The sequence below is a fragment of the Gardnerella vaginalis ATCC 14018 = JCM 11026 genome (assembly GCF_001042655.1).
Lineage (GTDB): Bacteria > Actinomycetota > Actinomycetes > Actinomycetales > Bifidobacteriaceae > Bifidobacterium > Bifidobacterium vaginale.
The window spans coordinates 720,121-739,730 of record NZ_AP012332.1 but is presented as its reverse complement, the minus strand read 5'-3'; the positions used below and the strand labels follow the sequence as shown (position 1 = coordinate 739,730).

At 38.2% G+C, this 19,610-nt stretch carries 12 protein-coding genes; 3 read left to right on the top strand and 9 right to left on the bottom strand.

Annotated elements, in window-relative coordinates; all coding sequences use genetic code 11:
- Positions 1–69: 69 nt before the first annotated feature.
- The 3 genes from GAVG_RS02790 to GAVG_RS02780 all read right to left on the bottom strand — a co-directional run bounded on the left by GAVG_RS02790 (position 70) and on the right by GAVG_RS02780 (position 5,757).
- Positions 70–3,624 (bottom strand): UPF0182 family membrane protein, encoded by a 3,555-nt coding sequence (locus GAVG_RS02790; protein ID WP_013399567.1) that lies wholly within the window; start codon positions 3,622–3,624, stop codon positions 70–72.
- Between the two features lie 132 nt (positions 3,625–3,756).
- Positions 3,757–5,046 (bottom strand): uracil-xanthine permease family protein, encoded by a 1,290-nt coding sequence (locus tag GAVG_RS02785; protein ID WP_013399566.1) that lies wholly within the window; start codon positions 5,044–5,046, stop codon positions 3,757–3,759.
- A 342-nt stretch (positions 5,047–5,388) separates the two neighbouring features.
- Positions 5,389–5,757 (bottom strand): DUF488 domain-containing protein, encoded by a 369-nt coding sequence (locus GAVG_RS02780; RefSeq protein WP_004115283.1) that lies wholly within the window; start codon positions 5,755–5,757, stop codon positions 5,389–5,391.
- A 248-nt stretch (positions 5,758–6,005) separates the two neighbouring features.
- Between GAVG_RS02780 and GAVG_RS02775 the strand changes: the two genes are divergently transcribed.
- Positions 6,006–7,067: a YeiH family protein gene (locus tag GAVG_RS02775; protein ID WP_013399564.1), complete on the top strand. Its 1,062-nt coding sequence runs from the start codon at positions 6,006–6,008 to the stop codon at positions 7,065–7,067.
- 80 nt (positions 7,068–7,147) lie between these two features.
- Here GAVG_RS02775 and GAVG_RS07430 read toward each other — a convergent pair whose 3' ends face one another.
- The 4 genes from GAVG_RS07430 to GAVG_RS02755 form a co-directional block, all read right to left on the bottom strand.
- A complete protein-coding gene (locus tag GAVG_RS07430; protein ID WP_009994147.1) occupies positions 7,148–7,891 on the bottom strand; it encodes a L,D-transpeptidase in 744 nt (247 codons plus the stop codon).
- 115 nt (positions 7,892–8,006) lie between these two features.
- Positions 8,007–9,095, bottom strand: coding sequence for a redox-regulated ATPase YchF (ychF, locus tag GAVG_RS02765; protein WP_004111854.1), 1,089 nt, complete (start codon positions 9,093–9,095; stop codon positions 8,007–8,009).
- 57 nt (positions 9,096–9,152) lie between these two features.
- Positions 9,153–9,956, bottom strand: a complete 804-nt coding sequence (proC, locus tag GAVG_RS02760) for a pyrroline-5-carboxylate reductase (protein ID WP_009994145.1) — start codon at positions 9,954–9,956, stop codon at positions 9,153–9,155.
- Between the two features lie 135 nt (positions 9,957–10,091).
- Entirely contained in the window at positions 10,092–11,471 is a 1,380-nt protein-coding gene (locus GAVG_RS02755) for an alpha/beta fold hydrolase (protein ID WP_009994144.1), read from the bottom strand.
- 129 nt (positions 11,472–11,600) lie between these two features.
- Here GAVG_RS02755 and GAVG_RS02750 point away from each other — a divergent pair, with 129 nt between their 5' ends.
- Both GAVG_RS02750 and GAVG_RS02745 read left to right on the top strand, forming a co-directional pair.
- Positions 11,601–14,129 carry a sensor histidine kinase gene (locus tag GAVG_RS02750; RefSeq protein ID WP_004111865.1) on the top strand — a complete coding sequence of 843 codons (2,529 nt, stop codon included), beginning with the start codon at positions 11,601–11,603 and terminating at the stop codon, positions 14,127–14,129.
- 23 nt (positions 14,130–14,152) lie between these two features.
- The gene (locus GAVG_RS02745; RefSeq protein WP_013399561.1) at positions 14,153–14,884 is read left to right on the top strand and encodes a response regulator; all 732 of its coding nucleotides are present in this window, start codon (positions 14,153–14,155) and stop codon (positions 14,882–14,884) included.
- 205 nt (positions 14,885–15,089) lie between these two features.
- Here GAVG_RS02745 and GAVG_RS02740 read toward each other — a convergent pair whose 3' ends face one another.
- Together GAVG_RS02740 and GAVG_RS02735 are read right to left on the bottom strand one after the other, a co-directional pair.
- Entirely contained in the window at positions 15,090–16,541 is a 1,452-nt protein-coding gene (locus GAVG_RS02740; RefSeq protein WP_004111876.1) for a DNA topoisomerase 2-like domain-containing protein, read from the bottom strand.
- A 371-nt stretch (positions 16,542–16,912) separates the two neighbouring features.
- The gene (locus GAVG_RS02735) at positions 16,913–19,606 is read right to left on the bottom strand and encodes an ABC transporter permease (protein ID WP_009994141.1); all 2,694 of its coding nucleotides are present in this window, start codon (positions 19,604–19,606) and stop codon (positions 16,913–16,915) included.
- Positions 19,607–19,610: the final 4 nt, after the last annotated feature.

The window sequence follows — 19,610 nt, the reverse complement described above, 5'->3', positions numbered from 1 at the left end:
AATGCCGAGCATAATGTAATCGATTATGCTCGGCATTAATTTTTATTGTTCCAAAACTGTCTTCTAATTCTACTTAACAGCTTCTTCACTCATTGCATCATTAATAGCATCGCTAAGCTCTTTTTGAGCCTTTCCATATGCTTGCCAATTCCCTGATCTCATTGCAGAATCAGAATCCTTCAATGCTTGAGCTGCTCGTTTAAGTGCAATCCTAGCTTTTTCACTAATAGAATTAGATTTTGCAGGTGCATTTGCACTACTTTTAGCATCGCTCTTATTGGAATTATTTGCATTATTTTTATTGGAGACATTTTCATTTGAGCCAGAATTATTGGAAGCATCGCCAGCGTTTGCGCCGGAGTTTCCTCCAAACACTTGGTTTAACGCTTCATCCAAAGTGTCAGCAAATCCAACTTGATCTCCAAAAGCAACCAATACTTTCTTAAGCAATGGATAGCTCGTAGAACCGCTAGATTGTACGTAAACAGGCTCTACGTAAACCAATCCTCCACCAAGAGGCAATGTAAGCAAGTTTCCACGCTTAACTTTGGTTGAGCCAGATTCAAGCAAATTCAACTCTTTAGAAACATTTGCATTAGCATTAAAGTTGTTTTGAGCTTGACCAGGTCCTGGAACATTTGAAACTTTAGGTAACTCTTGAAGTCTTAGTTTGCCATAATTTTCGCTTACTTTTCCAGCAACATTTCCAGCATCGGAATCTACAGACAAGAATCCAGTTAGGATTTCTCGAGTGATTTTTCCAGCAGGAATATATGTGGAAACAAGCGAAAATACTGGTTTGTTTGCTCCTCTAGTTTGCAAAGTCAAATAGTATGGAGGTTGCAAAATATCTTCTCGCTGAAGACTTTGAGATTCTGTAGGATCTACTGGAGTCTGCCAGAAGTCTTCTCCCGAGAAGAACTGACTTGCGCTGTCAACATGATACTTTGCAAGCAAATGCCTTTGCACTTTAAACAAGCTTTCTGGATATCGAATATGACTCATCAAATCGCCAGAAATCTTAGAAATATCGTGATAATGACCTGGGAATATTGATCTCCAAGCCTTAATCACAGGGTCCTTTTTATCCCAAACATACAAATCAACCGAACCGTCGTAAGCATCAACAGTAGCTTTAACTGAATTGCGAATATAGTTTGCTCGCTGATTCGTTAAGCCTTTAATAGAACGAGATGTTGTGGTTGTAGAATCCTGAGTCACCTGACCAAAATCAGTCATTTGCGAATATGGGTAAGAATCGGACGTTGTGTATCCGTCAACAATCCACTTAACTCGTCCGTCAACAACCGCTGGGTAAACGCGTCCATCTAAAGTCAAGTATGGAGCAACTTTAGAAACGCGAGTCTTAGGATCACGATCATACAAAATCTGCGAATCAGAAGTAACTCTATCAGAGAACAGAATCTGATCTGACTCAAAACGAATAGCGTGCAACAACCTAGAGAAGAAGTTTCCTACTCTTGGTCCACCATTTCCCTTAAACGTTGTTAAAGCACCATTTGAACCAGTTGGATAATCAAATTCCCAAGGAGCAGTGCCTTTTGGAGAACCAACAATAGAATACTTTGGAGCGTTTGGCGAGAAGTAAATACGCGGCTCATACTTCTTCAACTTTGTAAGCTTTCCTTGAGTTGGAATTCCATATTCCATAAATTGCGGCTGACCATCTGCAGTAACCTTATTTCCGTATGCTGCAACCACGCCATATCCGTGCGTGTAAACAGTATGGTCATTAACCCAATTTCGATTATCGTTTCCAGCTAAATCAAGCTCTCTTGCAGCAATAACCGTGTCTTGACTCACGCCATCAATGTCATACTTATCTACAGAAAGAGTATCTGCAAAAGTATAGTATTGCTTAGATTGCTGCAATTGGCGGAATGTTGGAGAAGTAACTTGAGGGTCTAAAAGCCTGATTTGTGCAGTAGACTCCGCTTCTTTTGCAAGCGCTCCCGACTTTCCTTCCGAAGTAGCGTTATACGATTCTTTTTTAACATTATTTAAGCCATACGCAAACTTAGTTGCATCAATATTTCGCTGAATATAAGTGGCTTCTAATTCTTGAGCATTCGGTGCTACCTTAAAACGTTGCAAAAGAGCAGGCCAAGCAAAAGACAAAACCATAGCGCATACGACTAAAGACGCAACAGCTATAGCAGGCGTGCGCCAAGCTTTAACAGCTACAGCAAAACGCGTACCGATTTTTACATTTCCATTAAGAGCATGAGACTTTAGCAGCCACGTTGTTATAACAATTCCAACAATTAGTGTTATTACAGCCATTGCAATGCTGGAAGGAACGCCAGCATTCATATCTGTGTAAGATCCGCCAGTAATCTTAGAACCATCCAAATTTACAATCGCAAATACATCTAATATTTGCAAAACGGACCAGAAAATAATAACGAGCATAAACCATGCAGAAATTTGGCGCCTTGCACTTTTAGTTATGTTAAAAATGCCCTTGCCTCCTACAGGCAGCGTAATCCTTACAGCTCCCATTAAAGCGTTTGTTATAACGCTAAATAGCAAAGAAACAGCAAGAAGAACAATAAACGCTCTAGTAAAAAGACGCAATCCTGGCAAAACAAACACGTAAAAACCGTTATCAAATCCAAATTGCGGATCTTTAATACCAAATGATTGGTAGTTAAACATAAGCAAAATTTGCACCCAATGATTGTAGAATTGCATTCCAAACACAGCGCCTACAATCAAAGACACAACTCCTGCAACATGCATTGCAAGCTTAGAACTTATTCCCTTTTTAGTGTCTAAAATATTGCCTTTTTCTTTAACGTATACGCCATCTTCGCTTCCAGGGCGTTTTTTAATCGCAATATATGCAGACAAATACCCAAACGCAGCCATAAGCAGAGCGTACAAAGCCCAAACGCCGATTTTAGCAGCTAGTTGAATCCAGATTACGCTCTCAAATCCAAGTTGCGCATACCACATGCAATCTGTAATAAAAGTAGAAAAACCAAAAATAATTGAGCATATAAAAGCTATTGCTACTACTATTGCAACAATAATCCAACGCCATTTTCTTGATTTTCCAACAAACTTATTTACATCAAAATCTATTCTCATATAGCGATTATTCTCCTTACTGTTTGAGCTTTTATTATCGCTTTTATTGCTTTTACTATCTTTACTATCTTCGCTAGCATTGCTAGTATCGCTATTTTTGGGCGAGTCACCTTCGTTTTCTAGTTTTTTCTTAGCTTCTAATATATCGCTAAAGAGGTCACCAAGGTCATCATCGTCACTATAATAGTCTGCCAAATCTTTTATTTTTTTTGCAAACTTTGAAGAAGTCTTATCTTTGTTTTCACTATTAGACTCATCTTTAGAAGCATCTTTATCAACAACATTGACACTGCTATTATCTTCATCAATGCTTTCTACAACTACATCTTGGTCAATAGAATCATCTGCAGAAGTATCGGCAAAATCATTATTTTGATTGCTCTTTTTCTTTCCATCGCTTGAATAATCAGAACGCTTATACACCTTAGTGTTTTCAGGTTTTTTAGCCATATACGCGCCAAAAGCAGCCCGTGCAACGCCAATGATTATTTCTATGATGACTTTCAACATAAAGTTAATAATACTATATTAATTATTCCCAATCTACTTGTTGTGTAATCAAAAATAATTACAAAAAAGCGCGCTCACAAAGTAGCGAACGCGCCTAATTTGATTAAATTAAATCATATTGAAGCATTTATGCTAAGCAACATCTGGATCATCTTTAGCAATTGTTCCAGTAAGCTTTCCAATTACTTTCATAATGTGATACACAACCAACACAACAACAGTGCCGATTGCAATACCGTTAAACTGAATTCCAGAAACAGCAAATTGGAAGTTAGCAATGCCAATAATCATAACGATTGCAGCAATCATAATGTTAACTGGCTTATCGAAGTTCACTTTGTTCTCTACCCAAATGCGCACGCCGATCATGCCAATCATGCCGTAAAGCAAAGTGGTTACGCCGCCCAAAACGCCTGCTGGAATGGAGTTTACGATTGCACCAAACTTTGGGCAGAGGCTTAATACGAATGCGAAGAATGCAGCGCACCAATAAGCGGCAGTAGAATACACTTTTGTTGCAGCCATAACGCCAATGTTTTCGCCATATGTTGTAGTACCGCAGCCGCCAAAGCACCCAGCAATTGCAGTACCTAAGCCGTCTGCAAACAAAGCGGTACCAATCTTGGAATCGTAGTCGCGGCCAGTCATCTGAGCTACAGACTTAACGTGACCAACGTTTTCTGCAATAAGAACGAGCACAACTGGCAAGAACATAAGCAAAACAGAGAAGTCGACTTGCGGAGTGTGGAACTTAGGGAAGCCAATCCAAGAAGCTTGCTCAATCTTACTAAAGTCAACTTGACCCTGGAAGCATGCGTAAGCGTAGCCAACAAGAACACCAAGCAAAATGTTTAAACGTCCAAGAAGACCGCGGAAAATTACTGCAATAAGCATAACTGCAACCAAAGTTACTAAAGCAGTATCTGGCGCCTTTTGGAAGTTACCCCAAACAGCTGGACCCAAGTTAAAGCCAATGATTGCAACGATTGCACCGTTAACAACAGGAGGCATAATAATGTCGATCCACTTTGCTCCTGCAAAATGCACAAGCACACCGATTAAAGCAAGAAGAATACCTGTGCACATAATGCCAAAGCTTGCTACAGCAATACCTTTATGCGCAGCAGTTACAGCCATAACAGGTGCTATAAGACCAAAAGAGCTTCCTAAATAACTAGGAAGCTTATTTGCGTTAATCAACAAGAACAGTGCTGTGGAAAGAGCCGTGAACATTAAAGTAGTAGACGGATCAAAGCCTGTAAGAATTGGCACTAAGAATGTTGCGCCAAACATAGCAATAACATGCTGAGCGCCAATACCAGCAGTACGAGTCCAAGTTAGACGCTCATCTGGCTCTACTACTTCTCCTGGCTTCAAAGTTTTTCCGTCACCATGAAGCTGCCATGTAAACAACGATTTCATCGTTTTCTCCTTGTGTAAAACGAGTTCGTATATATGTTTGTAGTCGAACAACTACAAAAAACAAGCGCCAGCTTAAAAAAAAAACAAGCACTACTCGAGCGCAGGTTTGGCAGCTTCCGCAGAGGTCGCCATCAACCGCCGCCCCTTAGCCAAATGGTCATTCTAATGTACTAATCATAAAGTGTCGAGGCAATTTTAAAAATAACAAATTTACATGTGATTTTCATTGAAATATCAAGGAAAATCGGTGTGTCGAAAACAGATAAAACACAACTAATTAATACTAATAAAAGTTTATACTTATAAACTTTTGCTTACGTATTAAATCTGCTTATTACAATCTTAATTTTGCAAAACATTTTGAATGTAATCTTTTAACACAATTGCATGATTTATACGCAGATCTTTCGCGCCATATAAAAACGTTACTTTTTTATTTTTTCTACATATATCTACGATTTGGTTTACACAATCTTGATTCTCGTCCAACTCTTCAATATAACGATTAGCAAATTCTTCGAAACGCTCAGACTTATGCCCAAACCATTTTCGCAAATCACTTGATGGAGCAATATCTTTACACCACAAATCAAGATTTGCCTTTTCTTTACTTATCCCTCTAGGCCACAATCTATCTACTAATACTCGCAAGCCATCATGTTCATCAGATGATTCATAAATGCGTTTAATTTGAATATTAATATTGCACATAATTACCTCATTACCTCTTTAACTACATATAATGATTACACAATTATGATTTTTTTCAACAAGATTTAATTAATCACAATCCGAATGGAACTAATACAAAACTACGATAGATTTTTATCGAATATGTTTTATTATGTGATTTTTATTTTTAGCGTGTTGCTTGTAATCAAGCCGAAATGCAAATAAATGTTTAAATTTTTTTGAATTTTTGTTCATTTTTGTCCGATTATGAGAGAATACTTAGCTAAATGGTTAATTTCTTTGATACATGGAAAAAGAAAATCTGCACCATCAACATGGCTCTTATAGCAGTGTTGACTCTTCTAGCTTCCTTAATTGGTAGCTGGCTCAAGCAGTTCCCAGGCTTAAGCCTTTTGGGAGCACTTATCATTGCGTTGCTTATTGGCATGGCCCTGCAGCTGCCTTTGCACGTATACAAGTTGAATAATGATTCTAGAAGAGCTGGAGTTAAATCTTCTGCTGGTCTAATTGCAAATAAGCTTCTTCGCCTAGGTATTATTTTGCTAGGCTTTAAGCTAAATTTGCACGTTCTATTTACTCAAGGTTTAAAGTGCCTACCAATCGCAGCTGTACTCGTTGCTGTTATGGTTTGCGTTACTTATAACATTGCAAAACTTCTTAAAGTAAGTCCTCAGCTTGCAATGCTAACAGCAGGTGGAACAAGTATTTGCGGAGCGGCAGCTGTTATGGGTCTTTCTGGCTCCATGCCTGTACCTCCACAAGAAGAGGATGAAAAAGAACAAAACGAAGTTATGGCTGTTGCAACAGTCGCAATCATGGGCACAATCTACGCTTTGGCTGAAATTTTCATTCTCCCTCATTTCGGAATGACTAAGCAGCAGCTTGGAATCGCATCTGGCGCATCTCTTCACGAAATTGCACACGCTGTTGCAGCAGGCGGAGCTTTTGGGAGTATTGACGTTGCAACAATCATGAAGCTTACACGAGTCCTTATGCTTGTTCCTACATCAATCTTTATTGCAATTTGGTGGAATGCTCGTCACAGCCAAGTAGAAGATAACGGAAAACGCAAGATTAACTTCCCATGGTTTATGCTCGGTTTTATTGCAGCATCCGTTATTGGTACATATGTGCCTTTTGTTTCATCTTACGCATCCCTACTTGTTGATGCAGGATACGTATTCCTAGGAATGGCAATGGCTGCTCTTGGAATCAACGTAAACTTTAGAGTTATATTTAAGCAAGGAAAAGCAGCGTTCTTGGCAAGCTTCTTGGCTTCTATAGTGCTAGTTGTGTTAGCTTGCGGTGCAAGTATTTTGTTCTTCTAATAGAACAGACATCATAAAAGAAACAAGAGGATTCCCTTTAAGGGAATCCTCTTTGCATATATAATCAATAAATATTTTAGTTATTCAATGTGTACAGAAGTTCCATCTGGAATATACGAATAGAACCACTTAGAGTCAGGCACACTTAACCGAACACATCCATGAGACGCAGGAACACCCAGCTTTTGAGCCTCTGGAACAATATAATCACCAAAATTAAACCTGGTTGGCACAGAGTGGAATAAATATTCAGAACCTATAAAACCAACCCAATAGTCGCCACCCATCTTTTCTCTATCATTATAAAAATGGTCACCTCGTGCACCAATTTTATAATCACCTTTAGGAGTTGATTCATCCATTCCAGCGCTAACGATCATCGTATAAACAAGATTATTATTCGCATAAATATAAACACGTTGTTTTTTAAGGTCTACATTTACATGTAAATGATTTGCATCGACACCAGAAAGATTCGGATACTGACCTCCTGTAGGAATTTTCCATAAATCAGAAGATTTAATTATAGGATTATTTAAGTAATCTATCTTTATTTTAGATTTTTTATTACTTTTATTACTCTTATTGTTTTTGCGTTTTGAATAATAAGATTTTGTGTTATTAGAGATTCGACTATTTACTTCTTCAATCACATGAGATACTTGAAAACCAACAAAGCTGAAAAAGATTAAAATAACTAGAATAGTAGAAACGCGCTTATAGAAAATTTTGCGGTTTTCTGGAGATTTTAAGCTAATAATATATTTCACTAATCGCGCAATAAGTGACCTTAGAACGCTTCTTAAAGAATAAAATATATTCATAAAATCTCCATAAATAAACAAAATAAAAAGGCGCTACTTTGATACTATACTACAGTACCTAAGCAGCGCCGTTACACATTAATATGATTATTGTTTAGACAAATTGTTTAACTAATCACACATTAAACTTAAATTCAACAATATCTCCGTCTTGCATAACATAATCGCGGCCTTCAAGACGAAGCTTTCCTTCTTCCTTAATTTTAGCCATTGAGCCTTGAGCTTCAACAAAATCATCGTATGAAACAACTTCTGCTTTAATAAATCCACGCTCAAAATCAGTGTGGATAACGCCTGCAGCTTGCGGAGCTGTCCAACCCTTATGAATTTGCCATGCATGAACTTCTTTAACGCCAGCCGTCAAATAGGTTTGAAGCCCTAGAATATCAAATCCGACTCGAGCAAGCTGATCTAATCCAGATTCTTGCAAGCCCGCATCAGCTAACATTTCTCGAGCATCTTCTTCATCAAGCTCAGTAAGCTCCGACTCAAATTGTGCGTTAAGGAAAATCGCCTTTGCAGGAGCTACAGATGCAGCTAGCTTAGACTTTAAAGAGTCATCCGAAAGCTCCGAATCGTCAACGTTAAACACGTAAATAAAAGGCTTAGCAGTAAGCAAGTGCAAATCGTAAACGTCGTCTTTATTAATCAACTTCTCATTATGAGCCTGATCAATTGTCTTGCCAGATTCAAGAATTTCCTTAGCTTTATTTACAGCATTCACGTATTCTTGAGTAACTTTTTTACCACGTAAATCTTTTTCTAACTTTGGCAAAGCATTCTCGATTGTTTGCAAATCAGCAAGAATAAGCTCCGTGTTGATTGTGTCAATATCGTCTGCTGGATCTACCTTGCCATTAACATGCACAATGTCATCATCGTTAAATGCACGAACAACTTCGCAAATGGCATCTGCTTCACGAATATTAGCAAGAAACTTGTTGCCCAAGCCTTCGCCTTCGCTTGCACCCTTAACGATTCCTGCAATATCAACAAATGTAACGGTTGCTGGAACTATTTTCTCGGTTTTAACAAGCTTCGCTAAAACAGGCAAACGTTTGTCTGGCAAAGGCACAATACCAGTATTTGGTTCGATTGTTGCAAACGGATAATTTTCTGCTAAAACGTTATTTCTTGTTAGAGCATTAAACATAGTCGATTTACCAACGTTAGGTAAACCTACGATTCCAATTGTTAAAGACATAATTACCTACTTTAGACCAGCTAGAGGAATTGACGACTCTACTATACTCGTATTGTTTTATTTTTGTTGAATTGCATCAACCGCGCTAATAACATCTCCCCTAAAACCACACGATTCTAGCTTTGAAACACCTCGAATCGTAGTGCCGCCAGGAGAACATACAGCGTCTTTCATAACGCCTGGATGAATGCGAGTATCCATATACAGAGCACCGACTCCCTCAATCATCTTTGCAGCCAAACGATATGCGCAATCTCGCTTTAGACCATACTTTACGCCAGCATCCGCTAAAGCTTCCATGTACATAGCAGTAAAAGCCGGAGCACAACTAGAAACACACATTGCAATATTTATGTGCTCGCTATCTACTCGCTCGACTAAAGAAATCGGATTAAAAATCGCATTAAAAGCTTCTAGCTGACTATTGGTTAGCGTATTTTCGCCTTCTGCTAAAGTAACTCCTTGGCAAACTGCGATTGGCGTGTTTGGAATAATGCATTGCACGTGAACATCTTTTCCAAGTAGATTCTGGTAATGCTTAAGACTCCAGCCTGCTGCAACGGATATGATTGCTATTTTTCTGTCCACAATAGTTTTTGCAATAGGATGCAGAACTTCTTCAATCTGATTTGGTTTTACAGCCAGAATTAAAATATCACTAGCATCACAAACTTCACACGCGCTTTTTAATGCTTTTACTCCAAATTTGCTCGTAGTATTAACAAGTTTTTCAAAGTGGGCTGCGCATGCAACCATATCTTTTCCTTGCAAAACATTAGCGCGAATCAAGCCTTGCGCAATCGCTTGAGCCATGTTTCCAAAGCCAATAAATCCAACGGTTCCAATTGAGTTAGAACTCATTAACAAATCTCCCTAATAAGTAAACAATAAACTAAACACTAACTTTTTATTAAGCATCTAATCATTTGTACATACAACTTGTATATCTAATCATTTGTTAGGTACTTTAATCAAAAGTTACTTATACGACTTATATCACTTATATATAGGCTCTAAATCTCCACGATTCTTTGCCTCTTCTAGCAAATGACGGAACACAAAGTCGCCATGAACACCATCGTGCTCAAACTCGTTAGTAGTCCAATAATGAGAGTTAGAAATATGAGACAAAGTGTCTAGCTGAAGACCAGAATCAACATACAAGTCATCGAAATAAACCGCTGCTTGCAAAGGAACTTCATTATTTGCGAGTTGATCTAAGTCGTAAATCTTGCCAAATTGCATATCGTTCATCATGCAATCAACAGCTGGCAAGAACGGTTGCAAAGCTTTTTGCTGATCAAACATCCACGGAAACACAGCTTCGCCAGTAAACAAAAGCGGACGCGCACTGCCAGCAAACTCCGGCATTGTTTCTCGAACTTGCTGAGCTGCCCAACGAATTGGATGATCTAATTCACCATCCGCATAAATGAACTCTTGTAGTGGCCAATATAGCGGACTAGAAGATGTTGCATCCATAACGCCATAAAGAAACTCATCGCTTAAATAGCCATCTGCTGTTCCACCACCATGTTTAAACGCCTTAAGAGAGCCATCTCCATCCGAAAATGCAGAGTCAATAAGCCAATGAACTCTTTCAAAACTTGGCTTCATGCCAAAAGATGAACCAAGAGTCTGAAAGCGCTCAACCGTAAGCTTTTCGCCATTAGGCAAGAAAACATCTCCTTGAGAAATCCTATCTGCAATAGCTGCAGCGCGCGCAACATCCTGCGGATAACGCTCGTAGAATTGCTCAGTTTTTCTAGCCATACGCGGGAACGTGTGCTCGTAAACTTCTAGAGCATTAGCTGGAATGTGAGGAATACCGCCCGTTGTAAAGCTTGCAAGTAAGCCCTGTGGGAAAAGAGACAAATACGTAAGCGTTAAGAATCCACCATAACTTTGACCCAAAGAAACCCACGGCTTTGCATTAAACTCAGTTAAGCGCAAATGCTCAAAATCGCGAATAATAGAATCAGCTAAGAATCGCTTTAAATACCATGCTTGCCTCTCTACACTCACGCCGTCGTCTGCCATGCGCTTAATCGTAGAAGCATCTACTCTAGAAGAGCGCCCAACGCCACGCTGGTCTGGAAGAACAACACGAAAATGCTTAATTGCCTCTTGAATCCAACCATCGCTAGACGGCGAAAGCGGACGAGGGCACTGACCCCCTGGGCCTCCTTGCAAAAACACTAGCAAAGGCAAATCGTCATGCACATGTTCTGGAGCACAAATAACTCTGCAAAATAGGCGAATCGTCTCCCCTTTAATAGAATCGCCTGGAGTGTTTTGCTCCCAGTCTAAAGGAACATCGATTGCGCGCTCTTCTACATACAATCCTGGTACGTAATACTTTGCTAGCAGTGCCATTGTAAACATTCCTTTCTGCACTCGCATGCAACGTTGCAATAACAAATCACATACAAAAATACACACTCTTATATAAATAATACTAAAGTTCGATTGTTCTATAAAGTGCTGTGTACTAGCCTAGTAATTATGAAAATATCTCACACGTTTAACAGAGCTATACAACGCTTACGCACTGAGCTTACGCTAAACGATATATTGTGGGGCATTATTCCACTTATTCTTTTTACACTTTCAAGCAATCGGTATCCTATAAACAATGTTGACGGATTCTTGACGCAAAGTTCACTAATTACAACCTATCTTATAAATATTGTTGTTGCATCATTACTTTCAGTACGAAGAATATGGCCCGAACACACAGCTGTTATTTTTATTGTTGCATGCATTTTGCAAGTAATATTTGGCCCTACTCAACTTTTTGCTGATTTCTTTGGTTTTGTGCTGCTTGTTAATGCTATTGCTCGCGGAAATCCAGAACATTCAAAAGCTTTTGTTATTGCAGCTTACGTAACAACAGTATTATCTTGCGCAGCAATATCGTGGAATATTGTAATGGGGCCAATATATGGCATCAATCATTTAAAAGCTAGTTATTCTTGTAGTGTACAAAATATAAATAGCAGCAACATAAGAAACTGCTTTTCAAATGTACTTGATTTTGCAATTCCTTCCATAATTTTTGCGATTATTATTACTACAATTACGGTTATTATTGGCTACTGGCAGCGCACTCACGTGCATACTATTCAACTTTTACAAGAGAACAATAATGCTATTCGCGCGTACCGAAAGAAAGCTCAAAATATTGCTGTTACTGCAGAGCGCGCTAGAATCGCAAGAGATATGCACGATATTGTTGCTCACACGCTTTCTATTATTATTGTTCAAGCAGATGGTGGTCGTTATGCAGCAACCAAAGATATTTCGCTTGCTAAAAAAACAATGCATATTATTAAAAACGAAGCAGAGCGCGCCGTTCACGACATGCGTCGACTGCTAGAGGCTTTAACAGACGCTCCATCCGCTCAATTGGATTTTAATCACATACCTTCGCTTATTGAGCAAGCAAAAATTGCATCTCCTAATAACATTTTTTGGCACACTGTTGATGGCATAAATTCTCAAAATAGACTTAACACGGACGCACAAACCGTTGCATACCGCATTATTCAAGAATCTCTTACTAATATTCGGAAGCACGCAGGAAATGGCATTAAAATAAACATTCACGAACAGTGGAACGAACAAGGATTAACACTAAAAATCACAAACGAAGTACACAAGCTTGAAGCTAATCAAGAGCAAAATAGTGGTGTGCCACATAAAAATGGTTATGGTTTGATTGGCATGAAAGAGCGCATTGAAAATCTTCACGGAACGCTTGATTATGGAAAACTCAATGATGGAACGTTTAGTATTGTTGCTTTTATTCCATATTTTTACAGCACAGACCAATCAAACACTACTGCTTCTGCACTAAATAGTATTCCTAATGTTAGTTATAAAAACGTAAAAGTTAATAATCCATTATCAACGCAAGAAAAACCAGAAAATACAAGCGATAAAACCTCATCAAAAGTTTTGCCAGCGACAAATAATTCACAAAATAGGATTGAGAAAGTATCACAATGGTTTGAACAACATTGGCTTATTGGCGATGTTATTTATGCATCACCTTGGACTGTTCTAATGCTTTTTATACCAACTTACGATTTTACTGTTGGAACTGGAATGACTTCACAATATTCAAGCTCGCTTTCATTACAAATACTTTATAGAATACTTACGCTTACTACTATGATTCCATTTATGTTTCGTAGAAAAGCTCCGACTACGTGCGCAATTGTTGCAGCAGCATTTTCTGCAATACAACTTATATGCTTGCCTAATATTTTATTTGCTAATTTCTTTATACCAACCATTGTTTATGCGGCTGTGCTCTATGGCAAAAAGCACGCATGGCAATGGGTTAGCGCAGTAGTGCTCGCCGAATCTGCTATTTTTGCTGTAAAAATTGGTGTTGCATCAAAAAATATTCCACAAAATGAAACTCCAATACGATTTTTTGCATCTAATGCGTACACAACTAATTTTTATGACATTATGCAAATGGCGTCCGTAGGATTAATTTTTGGTTTTATAGTTGCATTAATTTGTTTTGCTGCTATTGCATTTGCTTATTACCGAAGAAACGATGACAATAATTTGCTGATTCTAAAAGCGCGCAGAACAGAATTAGAACAAGAACAAAAACAGCTAGAAGTACTTGCAGCAAATGCCGAAAGGCAGCGTATTAGCGCAAATATTCAGCAAAAAGTTGCAGTTACATTGCATAAAGTAATTGATGCCGCAAATAGCGGAATTGATATGCTTAATAAATACGAAAAAACAAATAGTAATGCAGAAAATCAAAAGTCAAAAGAACCTGAGCAACTACAAGAACAAAGTGAAGCAATTAGTAAAGCTTTCAAAAATATTAGTGACGAAGGTCGTTCAGCACTAAAATATATGCGAAAATTGCTTGGAATTTTGCGAGAAACAGGATCAAGCGTTAATTCAGCAAATAATAGTGCAAATGTTTCTGAGATTGCGGTTCGCCCTGCTGCACCACTTGATGAGCAAATTCAACACAACGCATTAAACACAACACATTAAATAAGCAACAGTAAGTTGATACTATGGAACATATGGAAAACAATGAAGTAATTCGCGTAGCAATAGCAGACGATCAGGAGCTTGTGCGCGCAGGATTTGCTATGGTAATCAACTCGCAAAAAGACATGCAAGTTGTTGCGCAAGCTTCAAATGGCAATGAAATTGTAGAAGTTGCGTCAAAGGAAAATCCAGACGTTATTTTGATGGACGTGCGCATGCCTAACATGGACGGCTTGGAAGCAACTCGCAAAATTTTGCAAGAAGATGCTAATAGCAACACGCACATTATTATTTTAACAACTTTTGATTTAGACGAATACGTTATGGCTGCAATTCATACGGGCGCATCTGGATTCTTGCTTAAAGATACAGAGCCAGAAACATTGCTTAATTCAATACGAACTGTGTATCAAGGAAACGCAATTATTGCTCCAACTGCTACAAAGCGCTTAATTGAGTCGATGATTTCTAAGCCGAGCAACGAAAGTATTGCATCGGAAGAAGAAAATACAGAAAATGCGTCTAGAAGCAAACAAAACGCAAACGCTTACAATTCTTACTTAAATGATTTAACAGATCGCGAGCGCGAAGTACTCATTGAAATTGCTCACGGACTGTCTAACCAAGAGATTGCTGATAAACTGTTTATTAGCTTGCCAACAGTTAAAACGCATGTTGCTCATATTTTGGGAAAAATCGACGCAAGAGACAGAGTTCAAGCTGTTGTGTTCGCTTACGAAAATGGTCTTGTTTAATTATTCTTATAAAAATAAAAAATAATGCGGCTGTTCTTATAAACAATAAATCTTTTCTATAAAATAATGCGGCTGCAAAATTAATCTATTCTTCATTGAACGATCGAATTGCAACCGCATTTTAATTTTTTATATTATTTGTGCTATTTATATTCGCATTAAGCTATTTTAGCTATCTGTATTTGATTATCAGCAATCCTAAGTTTTATTTAGAAAAGCGAATTTTGCCACCGCGACTCATATAAATACCTGCAGCTGCAGAACCACCTATTGCCATTGTTCCTACAACAGCGCCAGCAACTACAAGATTATTGTTGTTCGATGGTGCTTTTGCGTTATCGCTTTTAGCTTCAGATAACTTATCGGCTTCTTCAACAGCTTTGGAATCTTCTTTTACCTCTTCATTTTCCGTATTTTCATCTTTTTTATCTTCTTCAGTATTTTGAGAATCGCTTTTTTCGCTACTAGAAGCGTTATTTGCTTCGGATTCTGCTGGATGAGATACTGGCGATGCTGTCTGCGCTGCAACTGATGCAGTAGTGCTCACATTTGCGGAAGCAGCAGAAACATCTGACGCAGGAGAAACAGCAGATGCATTTTGTGAGTTTCCAACAGAAGCCGCAGGAATTTCCTTGGATGTAGCATTCTGTGGGATAACCTTTGATTCAGAAACTGGAGCAAATGGTGTTACAGAGGATTCTGCTGGGCGTGCTGCTACAGATGAAGAAGTAGTCGATTCAACTTCAACACTCTTCGCTTTAGATTTCTTAGATTCTAATGATTCTACTTGCGAAGATCTATATTCAGAAGATGCAAATTTATTATCTGAAGACCGCGAATCAACTTTAGAATCCTTCGGCTGAGTCTGCACAGAATCTTTTTCTTGTGCAGCTTTTTCTTCAATAACTTTAGTATCTGGAGATTTTACTTCTGGAATGGACTTCTCAACTTCTTTCTTCGACTTAGTAGAGTCATTTGGCGTATCAACTGTAGTATCTGACTCTGTACGTGGAGCTGGTGTAGGAGAATCCGGCTTCATTGTTTCTTCTTGAACCTTATTTTCTTCCTTATTAAGATCATTGATATCTACACCAAAATTATCCTTAAGTTTTCGTTCATATTCTGCTACTTGTTGCCTTGCATTTTGTGAATATATATTATATTTTCTCAAATCCTCTTCAGCAGAATTCAACTTTTTAGTATTGTCTCTAAGATTGTTTTCTATATTTTTTCTATCTTCATCTAGCTTGATTTTCTCTCCATTAAGACGATCAAAATCAGATTCAGAAGCAGATTCCATTCTGCGTTCTAATTCTTCAATTTTATCAGTTTTATTATTACTATCTTCCAATTCTTTTTTTACAAGTTCATTTAAAGTCTTAACTTTTATTTCTAATTCTTTTAACTTGTTTTCATAAATCTTTAAATTATTTTTTGCACTTTTACGACTAGAAAGTAATTCATCTTGTGTCTCTGGATCTTTAGCACCCAAATCTAAATCTTCTAATTTACCGAATTTGTTATCAGAAGCATCGACAACATTATTTGGTTCTGATCCACTTACAGCTTCTTGTGCCCACGCTGGCATTGGGCTTTGCATTAATAACAACACGATTCCTGCAATCACTGCGGCAGATTTTTTATTGACCGTTACCATATTCTTCTACTCCTTGCTCGTAGCGGCCTCATATTTAATTTATGCTTATGTCAGCAGTCAACCAAAGAGCATAACAGAGAAATAAATAAGATTCCAACGTCAAATAATCGAAAAATTTTTCGATTAACTTGTTATAACAAATATTTAATACTTAATTTTTTCGATTTTCCCGATAAAAATATAAATCCATATTAATAATATCTAAACAATTGTATTTTATGCATAAAATTTATTTATTTTTTTGATGTACATCACATTATTTTTTCTGCGTGTCGCACGTTATGTAGAAAAAAATAATGCTGATGCACAACTACACCAGCATTATTTCTGTTTTTATAATTAACTTAATATATGTTATAACAACATATAGTTTATTCTTCTGCGAGCGCAACTACTGGCGAAGACTTCACTGCTCTACGAGCCGGAAGAACGCTAGAAAGAAGCGCTGCAAGCAAAGCGATTAGAGCAAGAACCGCGTAAATAGCCCAATCAACTACAAACGGAACTTTGCCAATTACGCTAAACACCATGTAGGATCCAATCCACCCAAACACTGTTCCAACAATCAAGCCAGAAACGGTGCTTGTTAAGGAAATCAACGTTGCTTCCAACGCAAGAGATCTTCTAACCTGGCCTCTTGTCATGCCTATTGCGCGCAAAGTTGCAGATTCTTTGGTTCTCTCAATAACAGACAAGCTTAATGTGTTTGCAACGCCTATTAAAGCAATCACAACAGCTACTGCTATTAAGCCAACAAGCAACATCATCATTACGTCGATAGCACTCTCCCACTGCGCTCGCTCAAACACGCTTCCAGCAGCCATAACCTCCGCATAGCTAGATGTAATATTTCTAATATTTTTAACAATATCTACAAGATTAGCTTTGCTAGAATCTACCGAAATGAGCAGAATATGCGTTGTAGGCTTAAGGTAGTTATTGAAGTAAGATTTGCTAACAAAAGCAGTATTCCTTGAATATATATTAACATTTCTATACTTCTTAAACTGAACTTGCTTTACAGTAATGCTCTTATCGTTATTACTAGAGTCTGTATTCGTGCCAGTAAATGGCGTAATATTATCACTGTCTGTTTCACCAGAACTGTACTTTTCTACGTAAGCTTGCAGATCAAGGTTTCCTTTTTTAAGCTCAAAAGGTTCTCCACCTTCTTCATTAAACTTAGGCAAAAGTATAGAATCTTTGTTTATATTAACGCCATCAAGGTCAGTGTGCATTACATTTTTAAGTTGATTTACATTATCAACTCCAGCTGCCATAGCATACTCAGTTTTGCCCTTAGCGTTCTTAAAAGTCATAGGAACTGCAGGAAGCAACTCAGTATGCTTTATTCCACTAATCTTTGAAATATCGGCAGCTAGAGATTCATCAACATTCTTGCCTTGAATAATAATGTCAACACTGTAACGGTCATCAACAACACCTTTAAGAGTTGCTTTACCACATATTGCGCCCGTTACTACTGTAGAAACAAGCGTTACGCCAATAAGCAAAGCCGTTCCAGTTGCTGCAACTCTTCTAGGGTTTCGTTGCACGTTTGCGTTGGCAACTTTAGAAGCAGGCCCACAAAGTGCCATGATTGCGCCAGTTGCCTTCATAGCGAACGGCATCCAGAATGTTGCTGTAATAATAATTCCGATGAAAACAAGCGCACAACCAAACATTGCTCCAAGCAAAGTCATCCAAGAGTCAGAACCAGCATTAGGTGACTTCCCAGCAATCATACTCGCTAAAGAAGTAGCACTTAAAGCAGTAGCTAAAATACCTACAACAATAAACAGAACGCCAAAAACAGCGCGAATAATGCTTGCACGCTTATCTTTAATCAAATCCATTGGTCGTAGCGCTTCCATAGGCGTTACTTTTGTAGCAGATCGCGCAGCACTCATAGACGCAAGAACTGTTACAATCGTGCCAATTGCTATTGGCCACACAATTGCCGGAAGTGAAACAATCAAAGGAATCTTAGATAACGGTCCAGAATTAATATTCACGTTACTAATTGCGCCCATAAATCCGATTGCGCAAAGCACACCAACAGCCGCGGAAATAACTCCAAGTATTGCAGCTTCAAGCAAAACTGCAGCATAAAGCTGGTGAGATTGTGCGCCAATTACGCGCAAAAGCGCAAGAGTTCGTCTGCGTTGAGCAACCAGCACTTGGAATGTGTTTGCTATAACAAGCGAAGAAATAAGCAACGCTAGAATACCAAAAGATAGCAAAAACATAGTCACAAAATTAGTGCCGTTAGACACATTTCGAACAGATCTCACACCAACTTCGTGCCTAGACATAAGAGAGAATCTCGAAGGAAGCAAAGCGTTAATCTTAGGAGATAAATCGTTTATTTTAGATTCATCAATACTCATGTACACTTTGCTTTGCACAACTTGATTGTCAAAATTCTCAATATTTTCGAGTTTTGCACAAAAATCGTTCGTTATGCCACCAAGATACGTGCCGCGATTTGAAAATGGTATTTGAGAATGTTCTCCATCGTCAACAAGACCAACCACACGAACATCGTACGATTTTTCTTTATCTCCGCCAGTGTCATCTACTTTAACCAAAGTTATAGTATCGCCAATATTTGCATGTATTGATTTAGCAATACTTTTAATAAGCGTGATTTCGCCTATTTCTTGCGGATCTCTACCTTCTGTTGATTTATACACAGGAAGATTTCCATACAAACCATTAGACCAAGCAATACTCGTAACTGATTTATCACCTTTTTCTACTCTTACAAGCGCAGTAGCATCGTCACTACGAATACCGTTAACACCAGGCATCTTCGATATTTCGTCTAAATGAAGATCTTTATAATGAATTTCACTACTCGGAGAACTGTTAGGATTTCTAAATGAGATTGCATAATTTGCGCTACCGAATTCATTTGTTGCGTTTCGAACCATCAAGTCATCAACGCTGTTTGCAAAAAGCAAAGTAGCGCTCATAAACATGCTGCCTATAAGAATTGCAATTCCAGAGGCGATTAGCATGCGCACGCTTTTACGCATAAGTTTTAGTGCGATTTTCCACATTCTA

Bases quoted from the DNA above. Each gene is read 5' to 3' on its own strand.
- GAVG_RS02745 (WP_013399561.1), top strand. From the start codon at position 14,153: ATGGAACATATGGAAAACAATGAAGTAATTCGCGTAGCAATAGCAGAC.
- GAVG_RS02755 (WP_009994144.1), bottom strand. From the start codon at position 11,471: ATGGCACTGCTAGCAAAGTATTACGTACCAGGATTGTATGTAGAAGAG.
- GAVG_RS02735 (WP_009994141.1), bottom strand. From the start codon at position 19,606: ATGTGGAAAATCGCACTAAAACTTATGCGTAAAAGCGTGCGCATGCTA.
- GAVG_RS02740 (WP_004111876.1), bottom strand. From the start codon at position 16,541: ATGGTAACGGTCAATAAAAAATCTGCCGCAGTGATTGCAGGAATCGTG.
- GAVG_RS02790 (WP_013399567.1), bottom strand. From the start codon at position 3,624: ATGTTGAAAGTCATCATAGAAATAATCATTGGCGTTGCACGGGCTGCT.
- GAVG_RS02750 (WP_004111865.1), top strand. From the start codon at position 11,601: ATGAAAATATCTCACACGTTTAACAGAGCTATACAACGCTTACGCACT.
- GAVG_RS02785 (WP_013399566.1), bottom strand. From the start codon at position 5,046: ATGAAATCGTTGTTTACATGGCAGCTTCATGGTGACGGAAAAACTTTG.
- GAVG_RS02775 (WP_013399564.1), top strand. From the start codon at position 6,006: ATGGTTAATTTCTTTGATACATGGAAAAAGAAAATCTGCACCATCAAC.
- GAVG_RS02780 (WP_004115283.1), bottom strand. From the start codon at position 5,757: ATGTGCAATATTAATATTCAAATTAAACGCATTTATGAATCATCTGAT.
- ychF (WP_004111854.1), bottom strand. From the start codon at position 9,095: ATGTCTTTAACAATTGGAATCGTAGGTTTACCTAACGTTGGTAAATCG.
- proC (WP_009994145.1), bottom strand. From the start codon at position 9,956: ATGAGTTCTAACTCAATTGGAACCGTTGGATTTATTGGCTTTGGAAAC.
- GAVG_RS07430 (WP_009994147.1), bottom strand. From the start codon at position 7,891: ATGAATATATTTTATTCTTTAAGAAGCGTTCTAAGGTCACTTATTGCG.